Annotated in this window: 17 protein-coding genes; 14 read left to right on the forward strand and 3 right to left on the reverse strand. The window is 63.8% G+C overall.

From position 1 onward, the window contains the following. The first annotated feature begins 145 nt into the window (after positions 1 to 145). The 13 genes from HBNXHr_RS06775 to HBNXHr_RS06835 all read left to right on the forward strand — a co-directional run bounded on the left by HBNXHr_RS06775 (position 146) and on the right by HBNXHr_RS06835 (position 13,279). Positions 146 to 721 carry a hypothetical protein gene (locus HBNXHr_RS06775; protein WP_275883637.1) on the forward strand — a complete coding sequence of 192 codons (576 nt, stop codon included), beginning with the start codon at positions 146 to 148 and terminating at the stop codon, positions 719 to 721. Then, the gene (locus tag HBNXHr_RS06780; protein WP_275740677.1) at positions 714 to 1,343 is read left to right on the forward strand and encodes a Rieske (2Fe-2S) protein; all 630 of its coding nucleotides are present in this window, start codon (positions 714 to 716) and stop codon (positions 1,341 to 1,343) included. Before HBNXHr_RS06775 ends, HBNXHr_RS06780 begins: the two co-directional genes overlap by 8 nt. Further along, positions 1,343 to 2,749 carry a cytochrome bc complex cytochrome b subunit gene (locus HBNXHr_RS06785; protein ID WP_275883638.1) on the forward strand — a complete coding sequence of 469 codons (1,407 nt, stop codon included), beginning with the start codon at positions 1,343 to 1,345 and terminating at the stop codon, positions 2,747 to 2,749. Before HBNXHr_RS06780 ends, HBNXHr_RS06785 begins: the two co-directional genes overlap by 1 nt. After that, on the forward strand, positions 2,742 to 2,927 hold the full coding sequence (locus tag HBNXHr_RS06790) for a hypothetical protein (protein ID WP_275883639.1): 186 nt from the start codon (positions 2,742 to 2,744) through the stop codon (positions 2,925 to 2,927). Before HBNXHr_RS06785 ends, HBNXHr_RS06790 begins: the two co-directional genes overlap by 8 nt. Beyond that, a complete protein-coding gene (locus HBNXHr_RS06795; protein ID WP_275883640.1) occupies positions 2,924 to 5,779 on the forward strand; it encodes a molybdopterin-dependent oxidoreductase in 2,856 nt (951 codons plus the stop codon). The genes HBNXHr_RS06790 and HBNXHr_RS06795 overlap by 4 nt, the downstream gene beginning before the upstream one ends. Beyond that, entirely contained in the window at positions 5,779 to 6,828 is a 1,050-nt protein-coding gene (locus HBNXHr_RS06800; RefSeq protein WP_275883641.1) for a 4Fe-4S dicluster domain-containing protein, read from the forward strand. The genes HBNXHr_RS06795 and HBNXHr_RS06800 overlap by 1 nt, the downstream gene beginning before the upstream one ends. Then, the gene (locus HBNXHr_RS06805) at positions 6,821 to 7,669 is read left to right on the forward strand and encodes an ethylbenzene dehydrogenase-related protein (protein WP_275883642.1); all 849 of its coding nucleotides are present in this window, start codon (positions 6,821 to 6,823) and stop codon (positions 7,667 to 7,669) included. The genes HBNXHr_RS06800 and HBNXHr_RS06805 overlap by 8 nt, the downstream gene beginning before the upstream one ends. Further along, positions 7,669 to 8,403: a molecular chaperone TorD family protein gene (locus tag HBNXHr_RS06810; RefSeq protein WP_275883643.1), complete on the forward strand. Its 735-nt coding sequence runs from the start codon at positions 7,669 to 7,671 to the stop codon at positions 8,401 to 8,403. Before HBNXHr_RS06805 ends, HBNXHr_RS06810 begins: the two co-directional genes overlap by 1 nt. Beyond that, entirely contained in the window at positions 8,403 to 9,278 is an 876-nt protein-coding gene (locus tag HBNXHr_RS06815) for a hypothetical protein (protein ID WP_275883644.1), read from the forward strand. The genes HBNXHr_RS06810 and HBNXHr_RS06815 overlap by 1 nt, the downstream gene beginning before the upstream one ends. Next, the gene (locus HBNXHr_RS06820; RefSeq protein WP_275883645.1) at positions 9,271 to 10,056 is read left to right on the forward strand and encodes a HEAT repeat domain-containing protein; all 786 of its coding nucleotides are present in this window, start codon (positions 9,271 to 9,273) and stop codon (positions 10,054 to 10,056) included. Before HBNXHr_RS06815 ends, HBNXHr_RS06820 begins: the two co-directional genes overlap by 8 nt. Positions 10,057 to 10,104: 48 nt before the next feature. Further along, positions 10,105 to 10,347: a hypothetical protein gene (locus tag HBNXHr_RS06825; RefSeq protein ID WP_275740696.1), complete on the forward strand. Its 243-nt coding sequence runs from the start codon at positions 10,105 to 10,107 to the stop codon at positions 10,345 to 10,347. Between the two features lie 232 nt (positions 10,348 to 10,579). Beyond that, entirely contained in the window at positions 10,580 to 11,812 is a 1,233-nt protein-coding gene (locus HBNXHr_RS06830; RefSeq protein ID WP_275883699.1) for an FG-GAP repeat protein, read from the forward strand. Positions 11,813 to 12,160: 348 nt separating this feature from the next. Beyond that, entirely contained in the window at positions 12,161 to 13,279 is a 1,119-nt protein-coding gene (locus tag HBNXHr_RS06835; RefSeq protein WP_275883646.1) for a TIGR04053 family radical SAM/SPASM domain-containing protein, read from the forward strand. A gap of 51 nt (positions 13,280 to 13,330) precedes the next feature. Here the strand turns inward: HBNXHr_RS06835 and HBNXHr_RS06840 are convergent, their stop codons facing one another. The 3 genes from HBNXHr_RS06840 to HBNXHr_RS06850 are packed head-to-tail and all read right to left on the reverse strand — an operon-like array spanning position 13,331 to position 14,681. Beyond that, positions 13,331 to 13,564, reverse strand: a complete 234-nt coding sequence (locus tag HBNXHr_RS06840; protein WP_275883647.1) for a DUF2249 domain-containing protein — start codon at positions 13,562 to 13,564, stop codon at positions 13,331 to 13,333. Between the two features lie 59 nt (positions 13,565 to 13,623). After that, on the reverse strand, positions 13,624 to 14,400 hold the full coding sequence (locus HBNXHr_RS06845; RefSeq protein WP_275883648.1) for an MOSC N-terminal beta barrel domain-containing protein: 777 nt from the start codon (positions 14,398 to 14,400) through the stop codon (positions 13,624 to 13,626). 47 nt (positions 14,401 to 14,447) lie between these two features. After that, positions 14,448 to 14,681, reverse strand: coding sequence for a DUF2249 domain-containing protein (locus HBNXHr_RS06850; RefSeq protein ID WP_275740703.1), 234 nt, complete (start codon positions 14,679 to 14,681; stop codon positions 14,448 to 14,450). Positions 14,682 to 14,874: 193 nt separating this feature from the next. Here HBNXHr_RS06850 and nirK point away from each other — a divergent pair, with 193 nt between their 5' ends. Continuing rightward, the gene (gene nirK, locus HBNXHr_RS06855) at positions 14,875 to 15,963 is read left to right on the forward strand and encodes a copper-containing nitrite reductase (protein WP_275883649.1); all 1,089 of its coding nucleotides are present in this window, start codon (positions 14,875 to 14,877) and stop codon (positions 15,961 to 15,963) included. The last annotated feature ends 31 nt before the right edge of the window (positions 15,964 to 15,994 follow it).

The raw sequence follows: 15,994 nt of genomic DNA on the forward strand, positions 1-15,994 counted from the left end.
TATTTTACAAACTTTCAACATAAAACCCCTCAGCGTTGAGGGTCTGCCTCTTTGGAGAGTGCCTATCATTATCTAGGGGACCGGCGTCTTCACCCGGCCAACCCCGGTGGTCGGCCGTGGGACGCGTCAGTACACAGTGATCACTATGAGACGGTCCACACTCGTCATCGCCATCGTGGTGCTCGCCGTTCTCCTGCCGATGTGGTTCGTGGCGCTACACGGCGAGCCCCCGTCAGAAGAGATCGCGATCGATCAGAGCGTCTCCGATATGAAACCATTGGAGGGGCTGATCGATACGCCGAACAAACTATCGCCGAGTCAGGTCGGGGTGATCGTCTGGATCGCGCTGTTCGCACTGGTTGGTATCCTGGCCGGGGCTCATCAGTTCATGAACCGGGCAGTGAGACGATCGAAGCCGGGTGATTCCCCCTCGGTCCCGGACCGAATACTCCCCTGGTTCGAGACTGAGGACCGCTGGCTCGTCGCCTACGAGGATGCCCCGGACTCGATCGCGGGGCTGATCGCGATGGCCGGCCTGACGGTACTGGCTATCGCCTTTGGGGCGTTGTTCACCGGCGAGTACCTCACGCTGGCCAGGACGCAGTACTTCGGGCTGTACGCGACCGGGCTGTTCACCTCGTTGGCGCTGCTCACGGTCGCCTACTACGCCTGGTTCATGCCTCACGTCGCCGTCGCCGAACGGAGGGGTCACGGTGAGTGAGGATTGCCCCTGTGAGCACGACGGTGAGGAGTCCGGCCCCGTTCGACCGAGCATCTTCGACGACGACCGGGCGGAACTTCAGCGGCGTGACATCGCCAAGCTCCTGGCGACCGCGGGCGGTCTCACGGCGCTTGCGAGTCTGGCCGCGCCGCTCGCCGGCCTCCAGCAGGTCTTCCAGCGGACCTACACCGGCCCGATCTACGGCGACGGGATCCCGCTGGTCGACGGCGAGGGCAACCGAATCACGCCGGATCGCTTGGCTGAAGGCGAACAGCTAACCGTCTTTCCCGAGCCGCGGCCGGGGATCGGTGACGCGCCGACGCTGTTGGTTCGATTCCCTGAGACGGACTACGGCGACGGGACGGAACTTGCCTATACTGTCGAGGGTTACGCCGCGTACTCGAAGATCTGTACGCACGCGGGCTGTACCGTCTCGGATCGGGAAGACGATACGCTCGTCTGCCCGTGTCACTACGGGAAGTTCGATCCGAAGAACGGTGCGGTAGTGACCGGTGGCCCGCCGCCGCGGGCCTTACCCCAGCTTCCAATCACGCTCGCCAGCGAGGGACACTTGATCGCAACAGCCGACTTCGACGGGCACGTCGGCGCGGGGGGTGAGTGATGTCCCGCAGCCAACGCGTCTATGCGTGGGTCGACGACCGCCTCGACCTGGACGAGGCCGAGAAGTTCCTCGGGAAGGCCTTCCCCGCTGAGGACTCGTTCCTGCTCGGCGAGGTCGCACTGTTCTCCTTTATGATGCTCGTGCTGACCGGGATCTTCCTCGGCTTCTTCTACGAGCCCTCGACGACTGAAATGACCTACGAGGGTAGCGTCGCCCAGTTCCAGGGCGAGGACCTGCCGGCCGCGTTCGGCAGCGTACTCCAGCTAACCTACGACGTTCCCTTCGGTATGTTCATCCGCCGGTTCCACCACTGGGCGGCCCACCTGTTCGTCGCCTCGATCGGCCTGCACATGCTACGGGTGTTCTTCCACGGGGCCTACCGCAACCCGCGTGAGATCAACTGGGTCGTCGGCACGACGCTGGCGATTCTGGCGATGGGTGCGGCCTACACCGGCTACGCCCTGCCCTTTGACGAGTTCGCTTCGACGGCGACCGGGATCGGGTACAACATCGCGGGCTCGATCCCGATTCTGGGCGACCCGATCGCGTCGATCGTCTTCGGCGGGGACTTCCCTTCCAGCGCGACGATCCCGCGGCTATACTTCCTGCACGTCTTCGTCATTCCCATCCTGATCGCTGGCGGCCTGGCAGTCCACATGGGCCTGCTCGTCCGGCAGAAACACACTGAGGCACAGCGCGATGGGGATGTCGAACCCGTCGCGGCGTCCTCCGGGCAGGTGAACGACGACCGCGACACCGTCGACAGCGAGGACGACAGCGTCGTCGTCGGGCTGCCGGCGTTCCCGAACCAGGCGGCGGTCAGCGCCGTCGTGTTCTTCCTGACGCTGGCGACGCTGTCGGCGCTCGCCGGGTTCCTGCCCGTCCACAACATCGCCGAGTACGGACCCAACAACCCCGCTGGCACGCCCGCGTTGATCATGCCAGACTGGTTCTTCATGTGGCTGTATGGCTTCCTGAAGGTCCTGCCATCCTCGCTGGGCTTTCACCTGGGTCCGATCGAGATCAGCGCGGAGTTCCTCGGCGGGGTCGCGCTGCCGTCGCTGGTCTTCCTGGCGGTGTTTGCCTGGCCGTTCATCGACCGCCGGCGGGATAGCGTTCACTTCACGGCCGACCCCTTCGAGCGGCCGGTCCAGACTGGCGTCGGCGTCGCCGGCGTCGTCTTCATCATGATCGCCTCGATCGCGGGCATGAACAACCTGCTCGCGGAGGCCCTCGGCGTCTCGACCGGGGTCGTCAACCTCCCGCTCCTGCTCGCGATGGTGATCGGCCCCGTCGTCGCGTTCGGCGTCGTCCACTGGACGATCAGCCACGAGCGCGAGGACGCCACTGTGACGGACGGGGCGCAAGACCGGGAGGATCCAGCGGAGGTGCCCGACGATGAGTGAGCGCCTCCCCGCACTGTCCGGCCGGATGTATCGACGCGTGGATACGGCGAGTAAGCTCCTCGGTCTGGCAGTGGTCGCCGCGGCCCTCGAAGTTGGGCCGATGACTGCTGCCGGAGTGACACTTGCCGTGATCGGCGCAACGCTCGCGACAGCAACCGTTTTCATCGACAGCCAATGAGTAACTCAGAACACACCGACGACAGTACAGACGGCCTCTCGCGCCGCGACTTCCTGCTGGGTGCCGGCGCGGCCGGCGTGGTCGGCGCGACCGGTTTGAGCGTCGCCGACCGGGCACTCGACGGTCTCCAGGCCGTTGACGATCCCATCGGCAGCTATCCCTACCGCGACTGGGAGGACTTCTACCGCGAGGAGTGGGACTGGGACTCGGTCGCCCGGTCGACGCACTCGGTCAACTGCACCGGCTCCTGTTCGTGGGACGTCTACGTCAAGAACGGCCAGGTCTGGCGCGAACAACAGGCCAACGACTACCCTACCTTCGACGAGAGCCTCCCCGATCCCAACCCCCGGGGCTGCCAGAAGGGGGCCTGTTACAACGACTACGTCGACGCCGAACAGCGCGTCCAGTACCCCATGCGCCGGACCGGCGAGCGCGGGGCCGGCGAGTGGGAGCGCATCTCCTGGGACGAGGCGGTGACCGAGATCGCCGAGCACGTCATCGAGGAGGTCCAGGCGGGCCGATACGACGCCATCAGCGGCTTCACGCCGATCCCGGCGATGAGTCCCGTGAGCTTCGCCTCGGGGACGCGGCTGGTCAACCTGCTCGGCGGCGTCTCCCATTCGTTCTACGACTGGTACTCGGACCTGCCGCCGGGCCAGCCGATCACCTGGGGCCATCAGACCGACAACGCCGAGAGCGCCGACTGGCACAACGCCGAGTACATCATCGCGTGGGGGTCAAACATCAACGTCACGCGCATCCCCGACGCGAAGTACTTCCTCGACGCCGGCTACGAGGGCGCAAAGCGGGTCGGCGTCTTCTCCGATTACTCCCAGACGGCCATCCACACCGACGAGTGGATCGCGCCCGACCCCGGCACGGACACCGCGCTGGCGCTGGGCATGGCCAGGACGATCGTCGAGGAGGAACTCTACGACGAGGACCACCTCAAGGAACAGTCCGACATGCCACTGCTCGTCCGGAATGACACGGGCAAGTTCCTCCGGGCGAGCGAGGTGCCGGGTCTCGACATTGACGCCGACGAGCCCGAGAAGGTCATGGTCATGCAGGACGCGGACGGCAACCTCCGGGCTGCGCCGGGATCGCTCGGTGAACGCGAGGCCAAGTACGACGACTCCCTGTCGATCGAACTCGATTTCGACCCGCAACTGGCCGTCGAGGACACCGTCGGGACGACCGACGGCGAGGTGGCCGTCACGTCGGTCTGGAACAACCTCCGGGAGGAACTGGCCAACTACACCCCCGAATACGTCCACGAGGAGACCGGCGTCGGGAAGGAGACCCACCAGAAGATCGCCCGGGAGTTCGCCGCGGTCGACCGCGGGAAGATCATCCACGGCAAGGGCGTCAACGACTGGTACCACAACGACCTTGGCAACCGCGCGATCCAGTTGCTCGTCACGTTGACGGGCCACATCGGGCGGAACGGCACCGGCGTCGACCACTACGTCGGCCAGGAGAAGATCTGGACGTTCAACGGCTGGAAGACCCTCTCGTTCCCGACTGGTTCCGTCCGGGGCGTCCCGACGACGCTGTGGACCTACTACCACGCGGGCATCCTGGAGAACACCGACGCTGAGACCCGACGGAAGATCGAGGAAGCCGTCGAGAAGGACTGGATGCCCGTCTACCCCGAGGAGCGCGAGGACGGTACCCGACCCGATCCCTCGACGATGTTCGTCTGGCGGGGCAACTTCTTCAACCAGGCGAAGGGCAACGTCGCCGTCGAGGAGGTCCTCTGGGACAAACTCGACCTCGTCGTGGACATCAACTTCCGGCTGGACTCGACGGCGCTGTACGCCGACATCGTCCTGCCGGCCGCGAGCCACTACGAGAAACACGACCTCAACATGACGGACATGCACACCTACGTGCATCCGTTCACGCCCGCCGTCGAACCCCTCGGAGAATCCAAGTCCGACTGGCAGATCTTCCGGGAACTCGCGGCGAAGATCCAGAAGATCGCCCGCGATCGAGATATCGACCCGATCGACGACCGGAAGTTCGATCGGGAGATTGACCTTCAGTCGGTCCACGACGACTACGTCCGGGACTGGGTGAGCGACGAGGACGGTGCCCTGGAAGAGGACCGGGCGGCCTGCGAGGCCATCCTCGAACACTCCACGGAGACTAACCCCGAGGACGGCGGCGAGATAACCTTCGCCGACACCGTCGACCAGCCCCAGCGCTTCGAGGCCGCGGGCGACCACTGGACCTCCGACATCGAGGACGGCACGGCCTACGCCCCCTGGAAAGACTTCGTCCAGGACAAGGAGCCCTGGCCAACCCTGACGGGTCGCCAGCAGTACTACATCGACCACGACTGGTTCCTCGACGTCGACGAGCAACTCCCGACGCACAAGCGCCCGGTCGAAACGAACGATCAGAGCGAGTATCCCCTGCGGTACAACACGCCCCACGGCCGGTGGTCGATCCACTCGACGTGGCGCGACAGCGAGAAGATGCTCCAGTTGAACCGGGGCGAGCCCGTGGTGTTCATCCACCCCGAGGACGCTCAGCATCGGGGGATCGAGGACGGCGACACGGTCGAGATCTACAACGATCTGGCGACGATCGAGGCCAACGCCAAAATCTACCCGGCCAGCGAACCCGGGACCGTCCGGCACTACTTCGCCTGGGAGAAGTACCAGTACCCCAGCCGCGACAACTTCAACTCGCTGATCCCGATGTACATGAAACCAACCCAGCTGGTCCAGTACCCCGAGGACTCGGGCGAGCACCTCCACTTCTTCCCCAACTACTGGGGACCGACCGGAGTCAACAGCGACGTCCGCTGTGATATCAGGCCAAAGGAAGGGGGTGGTGACTGATGGCCCACGACGACGTCGACATCGCGGAGGGGGTCGACCACCAGGTCGCGATGGTAATGGACCTCAACAAGTGCATCGGGTGTCAGACCTGCACGGTCGCCTGCGAGACGCTGTGGACCGAGCGGGAGGGCACCGAGTACATGTACTGGAACAACGTCGAGACTCGCCCGGGGTCCGGCTACCCACGCGACTGGGAGGAGAAGGGCGGCGGCTGGGAGTCCGAGGAACACAACCAGCGTTCCGTCGGCGAGATTCCCTCCCAGCAGGATTACGGCGAAGACTGGGAGTTCGACCACGAAGGGATCCTCAAGGAGGGCGCCGAGAAGGCCCTCGAACCCGAGAACGTCGATCCCGAGTGGGGGCCCAACTGGGACGAGGACCAGGGGGCCGGCGAGCATCCCAACAGCTACCACTTCTACATGCCCCGGATCTGCAACCACTGCACCCACCCATCCTGCGTGGAGGCCTGCCCCCGGAAGGCCATCTACAAGCGCGAGGAGGACGGCGTCGTCCTGGTCGACCAGGAGCGCTGTCGGGGTTACCGCTACTGCGTCGAGGGGTGTCCCTACAAGAAGGTCTACTACAACGCCGTGACGAAGCGCAGCGAGAAGTGCGTCTTCTGCTACCCGCGCATCGAGGGCGAGGGGCCCGACGACGAAGTCCACCCGCCGGCCTGCGCCGATCAGTGTACCACCCAGCTCCGTCTGGTCGGCTACCTCGACGATCAGGACGGGCCGATCTACAAGCTCGTCGAGCAATACGAGGTCGCACTCCCGCTGCATCCGGAATACAGTACCTCGCCGAACGTCTACTACATCCCGCCGACTGCGCCGCCACAGCACAGCGAGGACGGCGAGACGGTCGACGTCGAGCGCATTCCGCGGTCGTACCTCGAAGAGCTGTTCGGCGAGCAGGTTAACGACGCCCTGGACACGATCGAGCGCGAGCGCGCGAAGGTCGAACGCGGCGGCCACAGCGAACTCATGGAGATCCTCCAGGACAAGAACCCGGCCCAGCAGTACAGATTGGAGGTGTTTTCCGATGACTGAGATCGTTAGGGGAGGTCGACCGCTGCTCGTCGCCGGTCTCCTTGCGGGCTTGCTGGTCGCGAGTGCTGCGCTCGCGCCGCTGATCGCCGACGCCAGGCCCGCCCGCGAGATTCCCGTCGAGAACGTCGAGAACTCGCTGGCCGACCCTGGCGCTGACGGGTGGGGCGAGGTCCCGGCGGCGACGGTCCCGCTTGCGAGCGCACCGAGCAGCGTCCCGAACGCCGACGACACGACGGTCCGCGAGGTCGAGGTCGAAGCGGCACGGACAGATGGCAAGCTGTTCGTCCGCTTGCGCTGGGCTGATCCGAGCGCGGATCGATCGGCGAGTTCCCCGCGTGCGTTCGCCGACATGGCAGCGATACAGTTCCCCGTCAACGCGACCACGCAGCCGGCGATTGCGATGGGGAGCGAGCGGAATCTGGTGAACGTCTGGCAGTGGTCGGCGACCGACACCACCCAGGAACTGCTCGCCGGCGGCCCCGGTACGACGACGATTTTCGAGCAGCCCGCGGTCAGCACGGAATCGACCCGGAGTGACGTTGGCGAGGGCGAGGGATGGAGCGTCGTCTTCGCGCGGGATCTGAATGCGTCAGTGGACAACCGGACGGCACTCGACGCTGACGCCGATCTGAGCGTCGCTCTCGGCATCTGGAACGGCGAGAACAGCGAACGGGCCGGCCAGAAGGCCGTCAGCGAGTGGTACTACTTCCCGTTCGGACCTGACGACGGGGGTGCACCGTTCCAGACGGTCCTGTGGGCGATTGCCGGCGCGGCGATCGCGCTGGTGATCGTCGTCACCGCACTCAGTGTCCGTCGAACCAACGAGGAGGGCAAACTGTGATGAGCCGGACTGATACTGGAGAGAAAACACCGCAAGGCGACCGCCTCGACCGCGAGGAAATCGCGGCGGATCCGGCAGCCAGAGGCGTCGTCTATCAGACACTCGCAACGGCGTTCGAACACCCGACCGAGGAACTCCACGCCGGCCTTCTCGCGGGCCAAGTGAAAAACGGCATGCAGGACGCCCTCGAGGCGACCGCACTTGACGTATCGGTGCCGGAATTTGCCCCCGGGGAAGGGTATGAGAGACTCAGTGCGCGATACAACCGTCTGTTCGCGCTCGGGTCGGCCGTCGTTACCGATCGGACGGACGGATCGGTCGACAAGGAAGGGCCGGCCGTCTCGCTGTACGAATCCAGCCATCGCGATGATGCGACGTGGCAGACGATCAACGTCGATCTGGCACGTGCCTACGAACACTACGGCCTCTCGGTCGACACCGAGGAGCGCGATCACCACGACAATCTCGGTCTCCAACTGGAGTTCGCGGGCTATCTCGCTCGCCGGGAGGCCCTCGGTGAGGCAGACGCCGGGGCCGCCCGCCGGGATTTCCTCGATCGCCATCTGACTGTGTTTGCGGAGTCGTTGCGAGACTCGCTGGAGTCGACGGACGTTGCCGGCGTGTATGCTGATCTGGCAACGCTGCTTGAACAGTTCGTCGTGGCCGACCATGCAGACTTGGCCGACCGATACGATGGCCCCTCCTCAACGGACCGGAGTGAGGTGAGCTTTTGATGAGCGGACGCGTCGCTACTCTCGGTGCGAACGGTGCCAAGACCCTGAACGGTGACTGGCTCGACGATATCGATCGAGAAGTACTGGCGCTGCCGGCTGTGATCGCGGCTGGGACGCTGTTCGTCAGTCGGGTCGCTATCAACGCCCGGGCGGAGGTTCCGATTGATCTTGTCGCACTCCAGGAGTGGCTTGTCCCACTTACGGCGATGGCATGTGCCGGATCGCTGCTCGCAATCGCTGTGGTTCACGGCAAGCCATTCGAGATGCTGGGGCTGGCGTTCGTCGGCGTCTTCGGCGTGGCCGGCAGCGTCGCGCGTCCAGCGTACACGCCTACCGTCGTCGCGATTGTCGTTGGGACGCCGATCGCGCTCGGCGATCGACTCCGGACTGACGAGGGCGTTCGCGTCGGGCCGGCTCTCGTCACTGGCGTCCTCCTTAGCGGCTTGGTCGCTTCACTGGCCGGAACGCTGGGAGTCGATGTGGCGCTCAGCCGGTCGCTCGGCTCCCAACTCACGCTAGTGGGCGTGGCCGGGACGCCGGTCTTCCTCGCTCGCGGTCGTGGGGACTGGCTCGTCGGCGCGGTCGGTGCCGGGCTGCTGGTCGCCCTGGGCGTGTTCACACCGTTTCTCCTCGGGGCGACCGGGCTCGTGGCCGGCGCAGTTGTCGGGGCGACCGTTCCCGTGATGGCGCTCGCTGTCGGCGGGTTGACGACGACCGCAAGCGCCGCGTTGCGAACGCGCCATCGTCCGGCCCTGCTGGGGGCTGGCCTCCTCTTGTTCGCTGGGATCCCCGCAACGGTCCCGCGGGCACTGCCATTCATCCTCGCGTTGACACTACTGGTCGGATCAGTGCCAGGAGGTGTTGGGGATGACTGAGCGTGACGAAGAGACGCCGCCGGAACCCAGCCCCGGCCCGGAGGGGTATCACCCGGACGTGACAGTTAGCCGTGAAGATATCGAGTTGGGAGAGTCCGGCGAAGCCGACTTCGCGGCGGCGGACACGAACCCAGTTGCCGACGAGAGTGTCGACGGACTGCTTGCAGCACTCGAAGCGGCGGACGCGACCGAACGACAGCGAGCGACGCTCGCGCTTTCCGAACGCGAGCCCGGCGAGGATGTCCGCGACGCACTTGCCGATCGGGCAACTGACGATCCCGAGGCGCTCGTCCGGCAGTTCGCCGTCGAAGCACTGGGTGATCTCGCGGAAACGACGCCGGATGCAGTCGTAGCCGCCCTTTCGGATGCCGACCCATGGGTTCGCGCGGAGGCGGTTGTCGCCCTCGATCACCTCGACCGGGAGGCACATGCTGAACGGATCGAGGCCGGCCTTGACGATGACCACCATGCAGTCCGCCGGAACGCCGTCATCTCGCTGTGGAAAAGCCGGAGTGAGGACGCCTTGCCAGCGTTGCTCGCACTGGCCGACGACGAGGCTGATCGGGTCCGGGAGTGGGTCGCGGAACTTCTCGGCCGGATCGACCATCCGGACGCCGAAGACGCTTTGAAAGAACTTCGAGCCGACGAGGAGTCGGTCGTTGCCAAGACCGCCGCGAACGCACTCGATGGCCCTGACGCGACGCCAGGCCCGCCAGGCGGAACGGCTCCGGACGGGACTAACCCAGCTGGTTCGAAGGATCAACCGCCACAGCTCTGAGCAGTAGATCAAGATATCGACCCGACCAACCCACGACTGCTGTCACCAATGACCACAGACACGATCGCAATGGCGGTTAGACAAACGATCGCGGATCTCACGGCCGACCAGGCGGAGAGTCCGGTCGAACTGCTGTTCGTCGGTGAGCACTCGGTCTGGCTGGTCGTCGCCCCCGATCGGATCGAAAGCGAGGAGGCCATCATCGACGTGTTCCGGGAAATTGAATCGATTCCGGGCGTCAAAACCCTCTACGTCGAACGAGACGACACAACCCGGGCAGCGCTTCCGTGAATCATATTGAACGGCGAAAACACCGTTGTCTTGTTGCAATACACTTCCTAACGGAAAATTAAAACAATAGGTATTTGTATTTGATCTTTTATTAGCGGCTATGGAACAGCGACGACGACATGTCCTTGAACGTCTCGGTGTCCTTGGGATTACGGCTCTCGCGGGTTGTAATACCCTCTCTAGCGATACAACGAATGCAGAGACGGACACTCGTTCGGACCACAATCCGAGTATCACCTCACAGCACACTGAAGGACGGTCTCCCACCGCGCCACCCACACCGCCGTCCACTCAAACCACGAAACTATCGGCTGGTGATGGCGACGCAGACGACTCCTTGGGCCAATCAGTGGCGGTGTCGGGAGACGGGTCAACAGTTGTCGTTGGGACCAACACTGATGAAGATCCAAACGGGAGAGGTTCGGGGTCGGCATACGTGTATTCGAACGCTGGCGGGTCCTGGATCCAGGAAGCAAAACTCGCCCCTACTGATGGCGATTTGGAGGACTGGTTCGGCATGTCAGTGACAATATCAGGTGACGGGTCGATAGCCATCATCGGGGCTCCTGGTGACGAGGATCCGAACGGCCCGACGGCGGGTTCGGCATACGTCTTTACAAAAGCGGGTGAAGATTGGACCCGCGAAACGAAGCTCGCAGCCAGCGATGGCGATGCAGGGGATCGATTCGGCAGGTCGGTGGCGATATCCGGAGACGGATCGACGGCGATCATCGGGGCCTCCTGGGATGCGGATCCGAACGGGACCTCCGCAGGCGCAGCGTACGTATTTTCACAATCGAGTGGATCATGGTCGCAAGAAGCGAAACTGTCCGCCGACGATGGCGAACCAAAAGACGGGCTTGGGAATCCAGTGGCCACCTCACGTGATGGCTCGACCGCGATTGCCGGAACCTCCGGTGGAACCTCGGCGTACCTGTTTTCGAAAACAGGGGGATCCTGGACGCAAGAAGCCAAATTGGCCATTGACGATGGCAATGTCACAGGCGGGTTCGGCTGGTCAGTGACGGTAGCAGGTGACGGATCAACCGCCATCGTCGGGGTCCCTTTCGAGGAGGATATGCTCAATGATTCGGGGTCGGCATACGTCTTTTCGAAGGCAGGCGGGTCCTGGACACAAGAAGCAAAGCTAGTGCCCTCCGATCGCGGTGCTGGGGACTTCTTTGGCAGGTCTGTCGCTATATCCGATAACAGCGCAATTGCGACCGTCAGTGCGATCACCGCCACGAAATCGGGCACATTCTCAAGCGGTTCGGCATACGTGTTTACTAAGGCTGATGGGGACTGGACCCAGGAAGCGAAACTGGCAGCCGACGATAGCGATACGGGAGACCAGCTCGGCTTCTCGATGGCACTGTCAGGTGACGGATCGACGGCCGTCGCTGGGGCACCTGGTGATGATGATCCCAACGGTGAGGATGCAGGGTCAGCCTACATATTCGAGTAACCAGTTTCACGGAGACCTCAAGTCGGTACCAAACGGCGACAGTGTGAACGGTGATCTCTACGTCAGTCGATCGCTGTAGCCCGGATTGTTCGCTCCTATCAATCGAGAAGCGTCGCATTCGGGGACGCCATTCCTGTTTTTCTGATAGCATTCAATCCATCGTAACTCGTGAGTGAGTTGTGCTAATGGAGGTGGAAGGTGCTGCCCTCCAAACGGAGGAGTACCGTATTGAACATATTCGGGAAGGTTGCCACTATCCCTGAGTGAAACATATCGGTATGGCCAATACTGGTGACTGCTTCACCCGTGATTCCGCCGAACCGTCTCTGCCCGTGGGAGGGGGTTGACGTGCGACCGACCGATATCGACCCGAGCGAGCGCCCGATCGTCCTCATCTGGGAGCTCACCCAGGCCTGTGATCTCGCCTGCAAACACTGCCGGGCCGAGGCCGAAGACCTCCGCCATCCGGACGAACTCACGACAGCGGAAGGAAAGCAGTTGCTCGCCGACGCGTCGGAATTCGGCGACGAGCAACTTGTCGTCCTCTCCGGTGGGGACCCGCTCTACCGGGACGACGTCACCGAACTCGTCGAATACGGAACTGACCAGGGACTCCGGATGACGCTGACGCCGAGTGGGACGGCCTCGCTGACGCCTGAACGCATCGAGGCGCTCGCCAGCGCTGGTCTCCGGCGCATGGCAGTCAGCCTGGACGGTCCGGACGCCGAATCACACGACGAGTTCCGGCAGGAAGCGGGGAGTTTCGAGCAGACGATCGCCGCTGCACGGACCGCTCGCGAGAAGGGGCTGCCGTTGCAGGTCAACACGACGGTCTGTGCGGAGACTGTCGACGAGCTGCCGGCGATCCGCGATCTGGTAGCTGATCTGGGCGCGGTGCTATGGTCGGTGTTCTTCCTCGTGCCGATCGGTCGGGGGACGGTACTCGATCCGATCTCGCCAGAGCGTGCCGAAGACGTGATGGAGTGGCTCGCTGGCGTCCAGCGAGACGCTGACTTCGGCATCAAGACGACCGAAGCGCCGCACTACCGACGGGTTGCGCTCCAACGACGGCAAGATGGAGCAGGTGGTCGCCCGCCCATGGGGCAGCAGCGTCACTCATCAAGCGGGGACCGGTCGACGGGGATCACCGCCGGCAACGGCTTCGCGTTCGTCAGTCACACCGGCGAGGTGTTCCCGTCAGGCTTCCTCCCGCAGTCAGCCGGCAACGTCCGCGAGACGAGTGTCGTCGACATCTACCGCAACGGGGACCTCTTCGAGCGACTCCGGGATCCTGATGAACTCTCCGGGAAGTGTGGGGCCTGTGAGTTCCGATTCGTCTGTGGTGGCAGTCGCTCGCGAGCGTTCGCGACTACGGGCGATCCGATGGCGAGCGATCCACTCTGTGCGTACGTTCCCGAGGGCTACGACGGTGCGCTCCCCGATGGAGCTCCGGAAACCGCGGACTGAGGAACAGCGACGACATTGGTGTGTGCCCGCTTAAAACTGCCCCGTGGTACGTCACTTCTTCGGCAACGTCGCGACGAATTTGCCCTCGCCCTGACACGCTACCTCGTAGTTGTCCGCGTCGAAGGCGTCGACTTCGGCCTGGAATTCATAAAACAGCGGTTTCGGTTCGTGGTCGTTGATGATTTCGAGGGACTCGCCACCCTCTAACTCCTCGAAAGCGTCGTGAATTTTCGGATGGCGCTCCGGCGGCGGCACGTCCCTGAGATCTAGCGTGGTTGCTGGCATACAGGCGTCTTCTGGGATGTGGCCGTGAAGCGATTCCCCCGAACATATTCCGCCGGTCGTCATCCGAGGACCTTGACCGGGTCGCCGACCGCGATCTCCGATTCCCTGTCGGACTTAGGAATCGACGCGATGAGCATCAGCGTATAATAGTGATTGAACGCGTCTTCGTCGGCCCAGTCGGGGAAGGTACGCTCGCGCATTTCGACGAACCGTTCGCGGAACGCGGGCGTCGGCTCTCCAGTGTCTGGATCGCGCTCGGGAACGACACACCGTCCACAGGGCGTCACACCGTCGAACCGGACGTCGGCAGCCTCGAAAATGGGGGCGTCGTCGCCGACAAAGCGGTCCTCCCAGAACGCGGGCACGCCGGAAACCTCGACGTTGGCCCGGAGTCTGCGGCGCACACTCCCGACTGTCAACTCGTCGAACCACGACGCGACTGCCTCTAGGGTCGCCGTGGAGACGACCGACGGCCCCATGTCCCGGCGGTCGACGAATCCCAGGGACTCGTCCCGGCGTAGCGTCAGGTCGGCCTCGAAAAACTCGCCGAACCACGACTCCGCCTGCCGACGATCATCCTCCACGTCGAGGTCGAACTCTCGTTGGTCGCCGGCAGGGGTTTCGACCGTCAATACACCGGTCGCCGTCTCGAACCCGGTCGTCAACTCGTGGATTCGATCGGTCCGCTTGCCGTTGAAGACCTCGCCGTCGGCGTCAAACAGTGCATACTCCCGGTCGTGCTCGAGCGTCCCTCCTTCGAGAACGCGAGCGGTTTCGACGTCGATCCCGTCGAGTCCCTTGACCGGGAATACACGAAGTCGTTCGAGCTGTGCCATCGCTTTTTCTTGGAACGATCCGGGGAAAATCTTGGCGTCCTCGACGTTCAGGCGTGCCGGATCTCGACGTGGTACTCCTGTGGACCGACCTGCTCGGTCTCATGGGTGAACCCGCGGGCTTGAAGAACGTCGTACAGCGGCTCGGGCTCAAAGCTATTGATCAACAGGAACGACCCATCTTCTGAGAGCGTTGCCAGGCCGTCCATGATTGCCTCGAAAGGCTCGCCGTCGATCTCTCGGGCGTCGAGCGTTGCCTCGTGAGCGTCGGCGTGTTGCTCCATGGGGTTCCTTGTGGGTTCCCCGGTATTCGCGTTCTCCCGAACTTGTTCGTCTCGCCACTCGGTCTGCGGTGGACACATCGAGTGGTGCTACCTGTCCAGGTCTCGCGCTAGTATTCGACGCCGCACCATCCGAACATGTTCTGCTCAACTCCTTTCGATGTCCGTCGACGACGTTCGATAGAGGCACAGACTGATGTCATCTATCCCGGTCGCCACACGACGGCGCGTTCTCCAGGCCCTCGGAGTCGGCGGCGCCGCGGCCCTCGCCGGCTGTGGTGCGTCGAGCGACACCGACGACCAGCCTGCCGAGAATACGTCACCCACCGAACCACGCATGAACGATCCCCAGACGACAGACGTCGACCGTATCGCCGCCGATCCGACCGACGTCCCTGATCCGATCGATCGATCCTCGCCGGCGACAGTCAACGTCGAACTCGAAACGCGCGAACTCGTCGCCGAAGTCGAGCCGGGCGTCACTTACACGTACATGACCTTCGACAACCAGGTTCCGGGGCCACTGATCCGGGTCCGCAAAGGTGACACGGTGAATATGACGGTCACCAGCCACGAGGACAACACGATGCCCCACAACATCGACCTCCACGCGGTCAGGGGGCCAGGTGGCGGGGCCGAGGCGTCGATGGTCGCCCCCGGCGAAACCGAGACCTTCCAGTTCAAGGCGACCTACCCCGGCGCGTTCATCTATCACTGTGCCGTCCCGAACCTGGACTATCACATCGCCTCGGGGATGTATGGCCTCATTCTCGTCGAACCCGAGGACGGGCTTCCCGAGGTCGATCACGAACTCTACTTCGGCCAGAACGAACTCTATACCACAGGCGACGTCTCCCAGGATGGCCACCACGACTTCGACATGGATGCGATGACGGCCGAAGAGCCGACGTACGTGCTCATGAACGGTGAGAGCCGCGCTATTACGGAAAATCGGTATGGCCCGGTAACCGTCGACGTCGGCGACACCGCCCGCGTGTACTTCGTCAACGGCGGTCCGAACCTCACGTCGAGTTTCCACCCGATCGGGTGTGTCTGGGACGAAGTCCATCCCCAGGGTGGGATCGGGGGCCAGCCCCATCGAAACATTCAGACGACGCCCGTCATGCCCGGCTCGGCGACCATCGCGACGATGCACTTCGAGGTCCCCGGCCCAGTGAAACTCGTCGATCACGCTCTCTCACGGGTCGCCCGGAAAGGGCTCCTGGCAGTCGTCGAAGCCGAGGGCGACGCCCGTCCTGATCTCTTCGATCCCGATCCGGACTGACGCTCGCCCCGGCGGGTCGGTCCCGCTCCGT

Origin of the sequence: Halorhabdus sp. BNX81 (genome assembly GCF_029229925.1) — an archaeon.
Classification (GTDB): domain Archaea; phylum Halobacteriota; class Halobacteria; order Halobacteriales; family Haloarculaceae; genus Halorhabdus.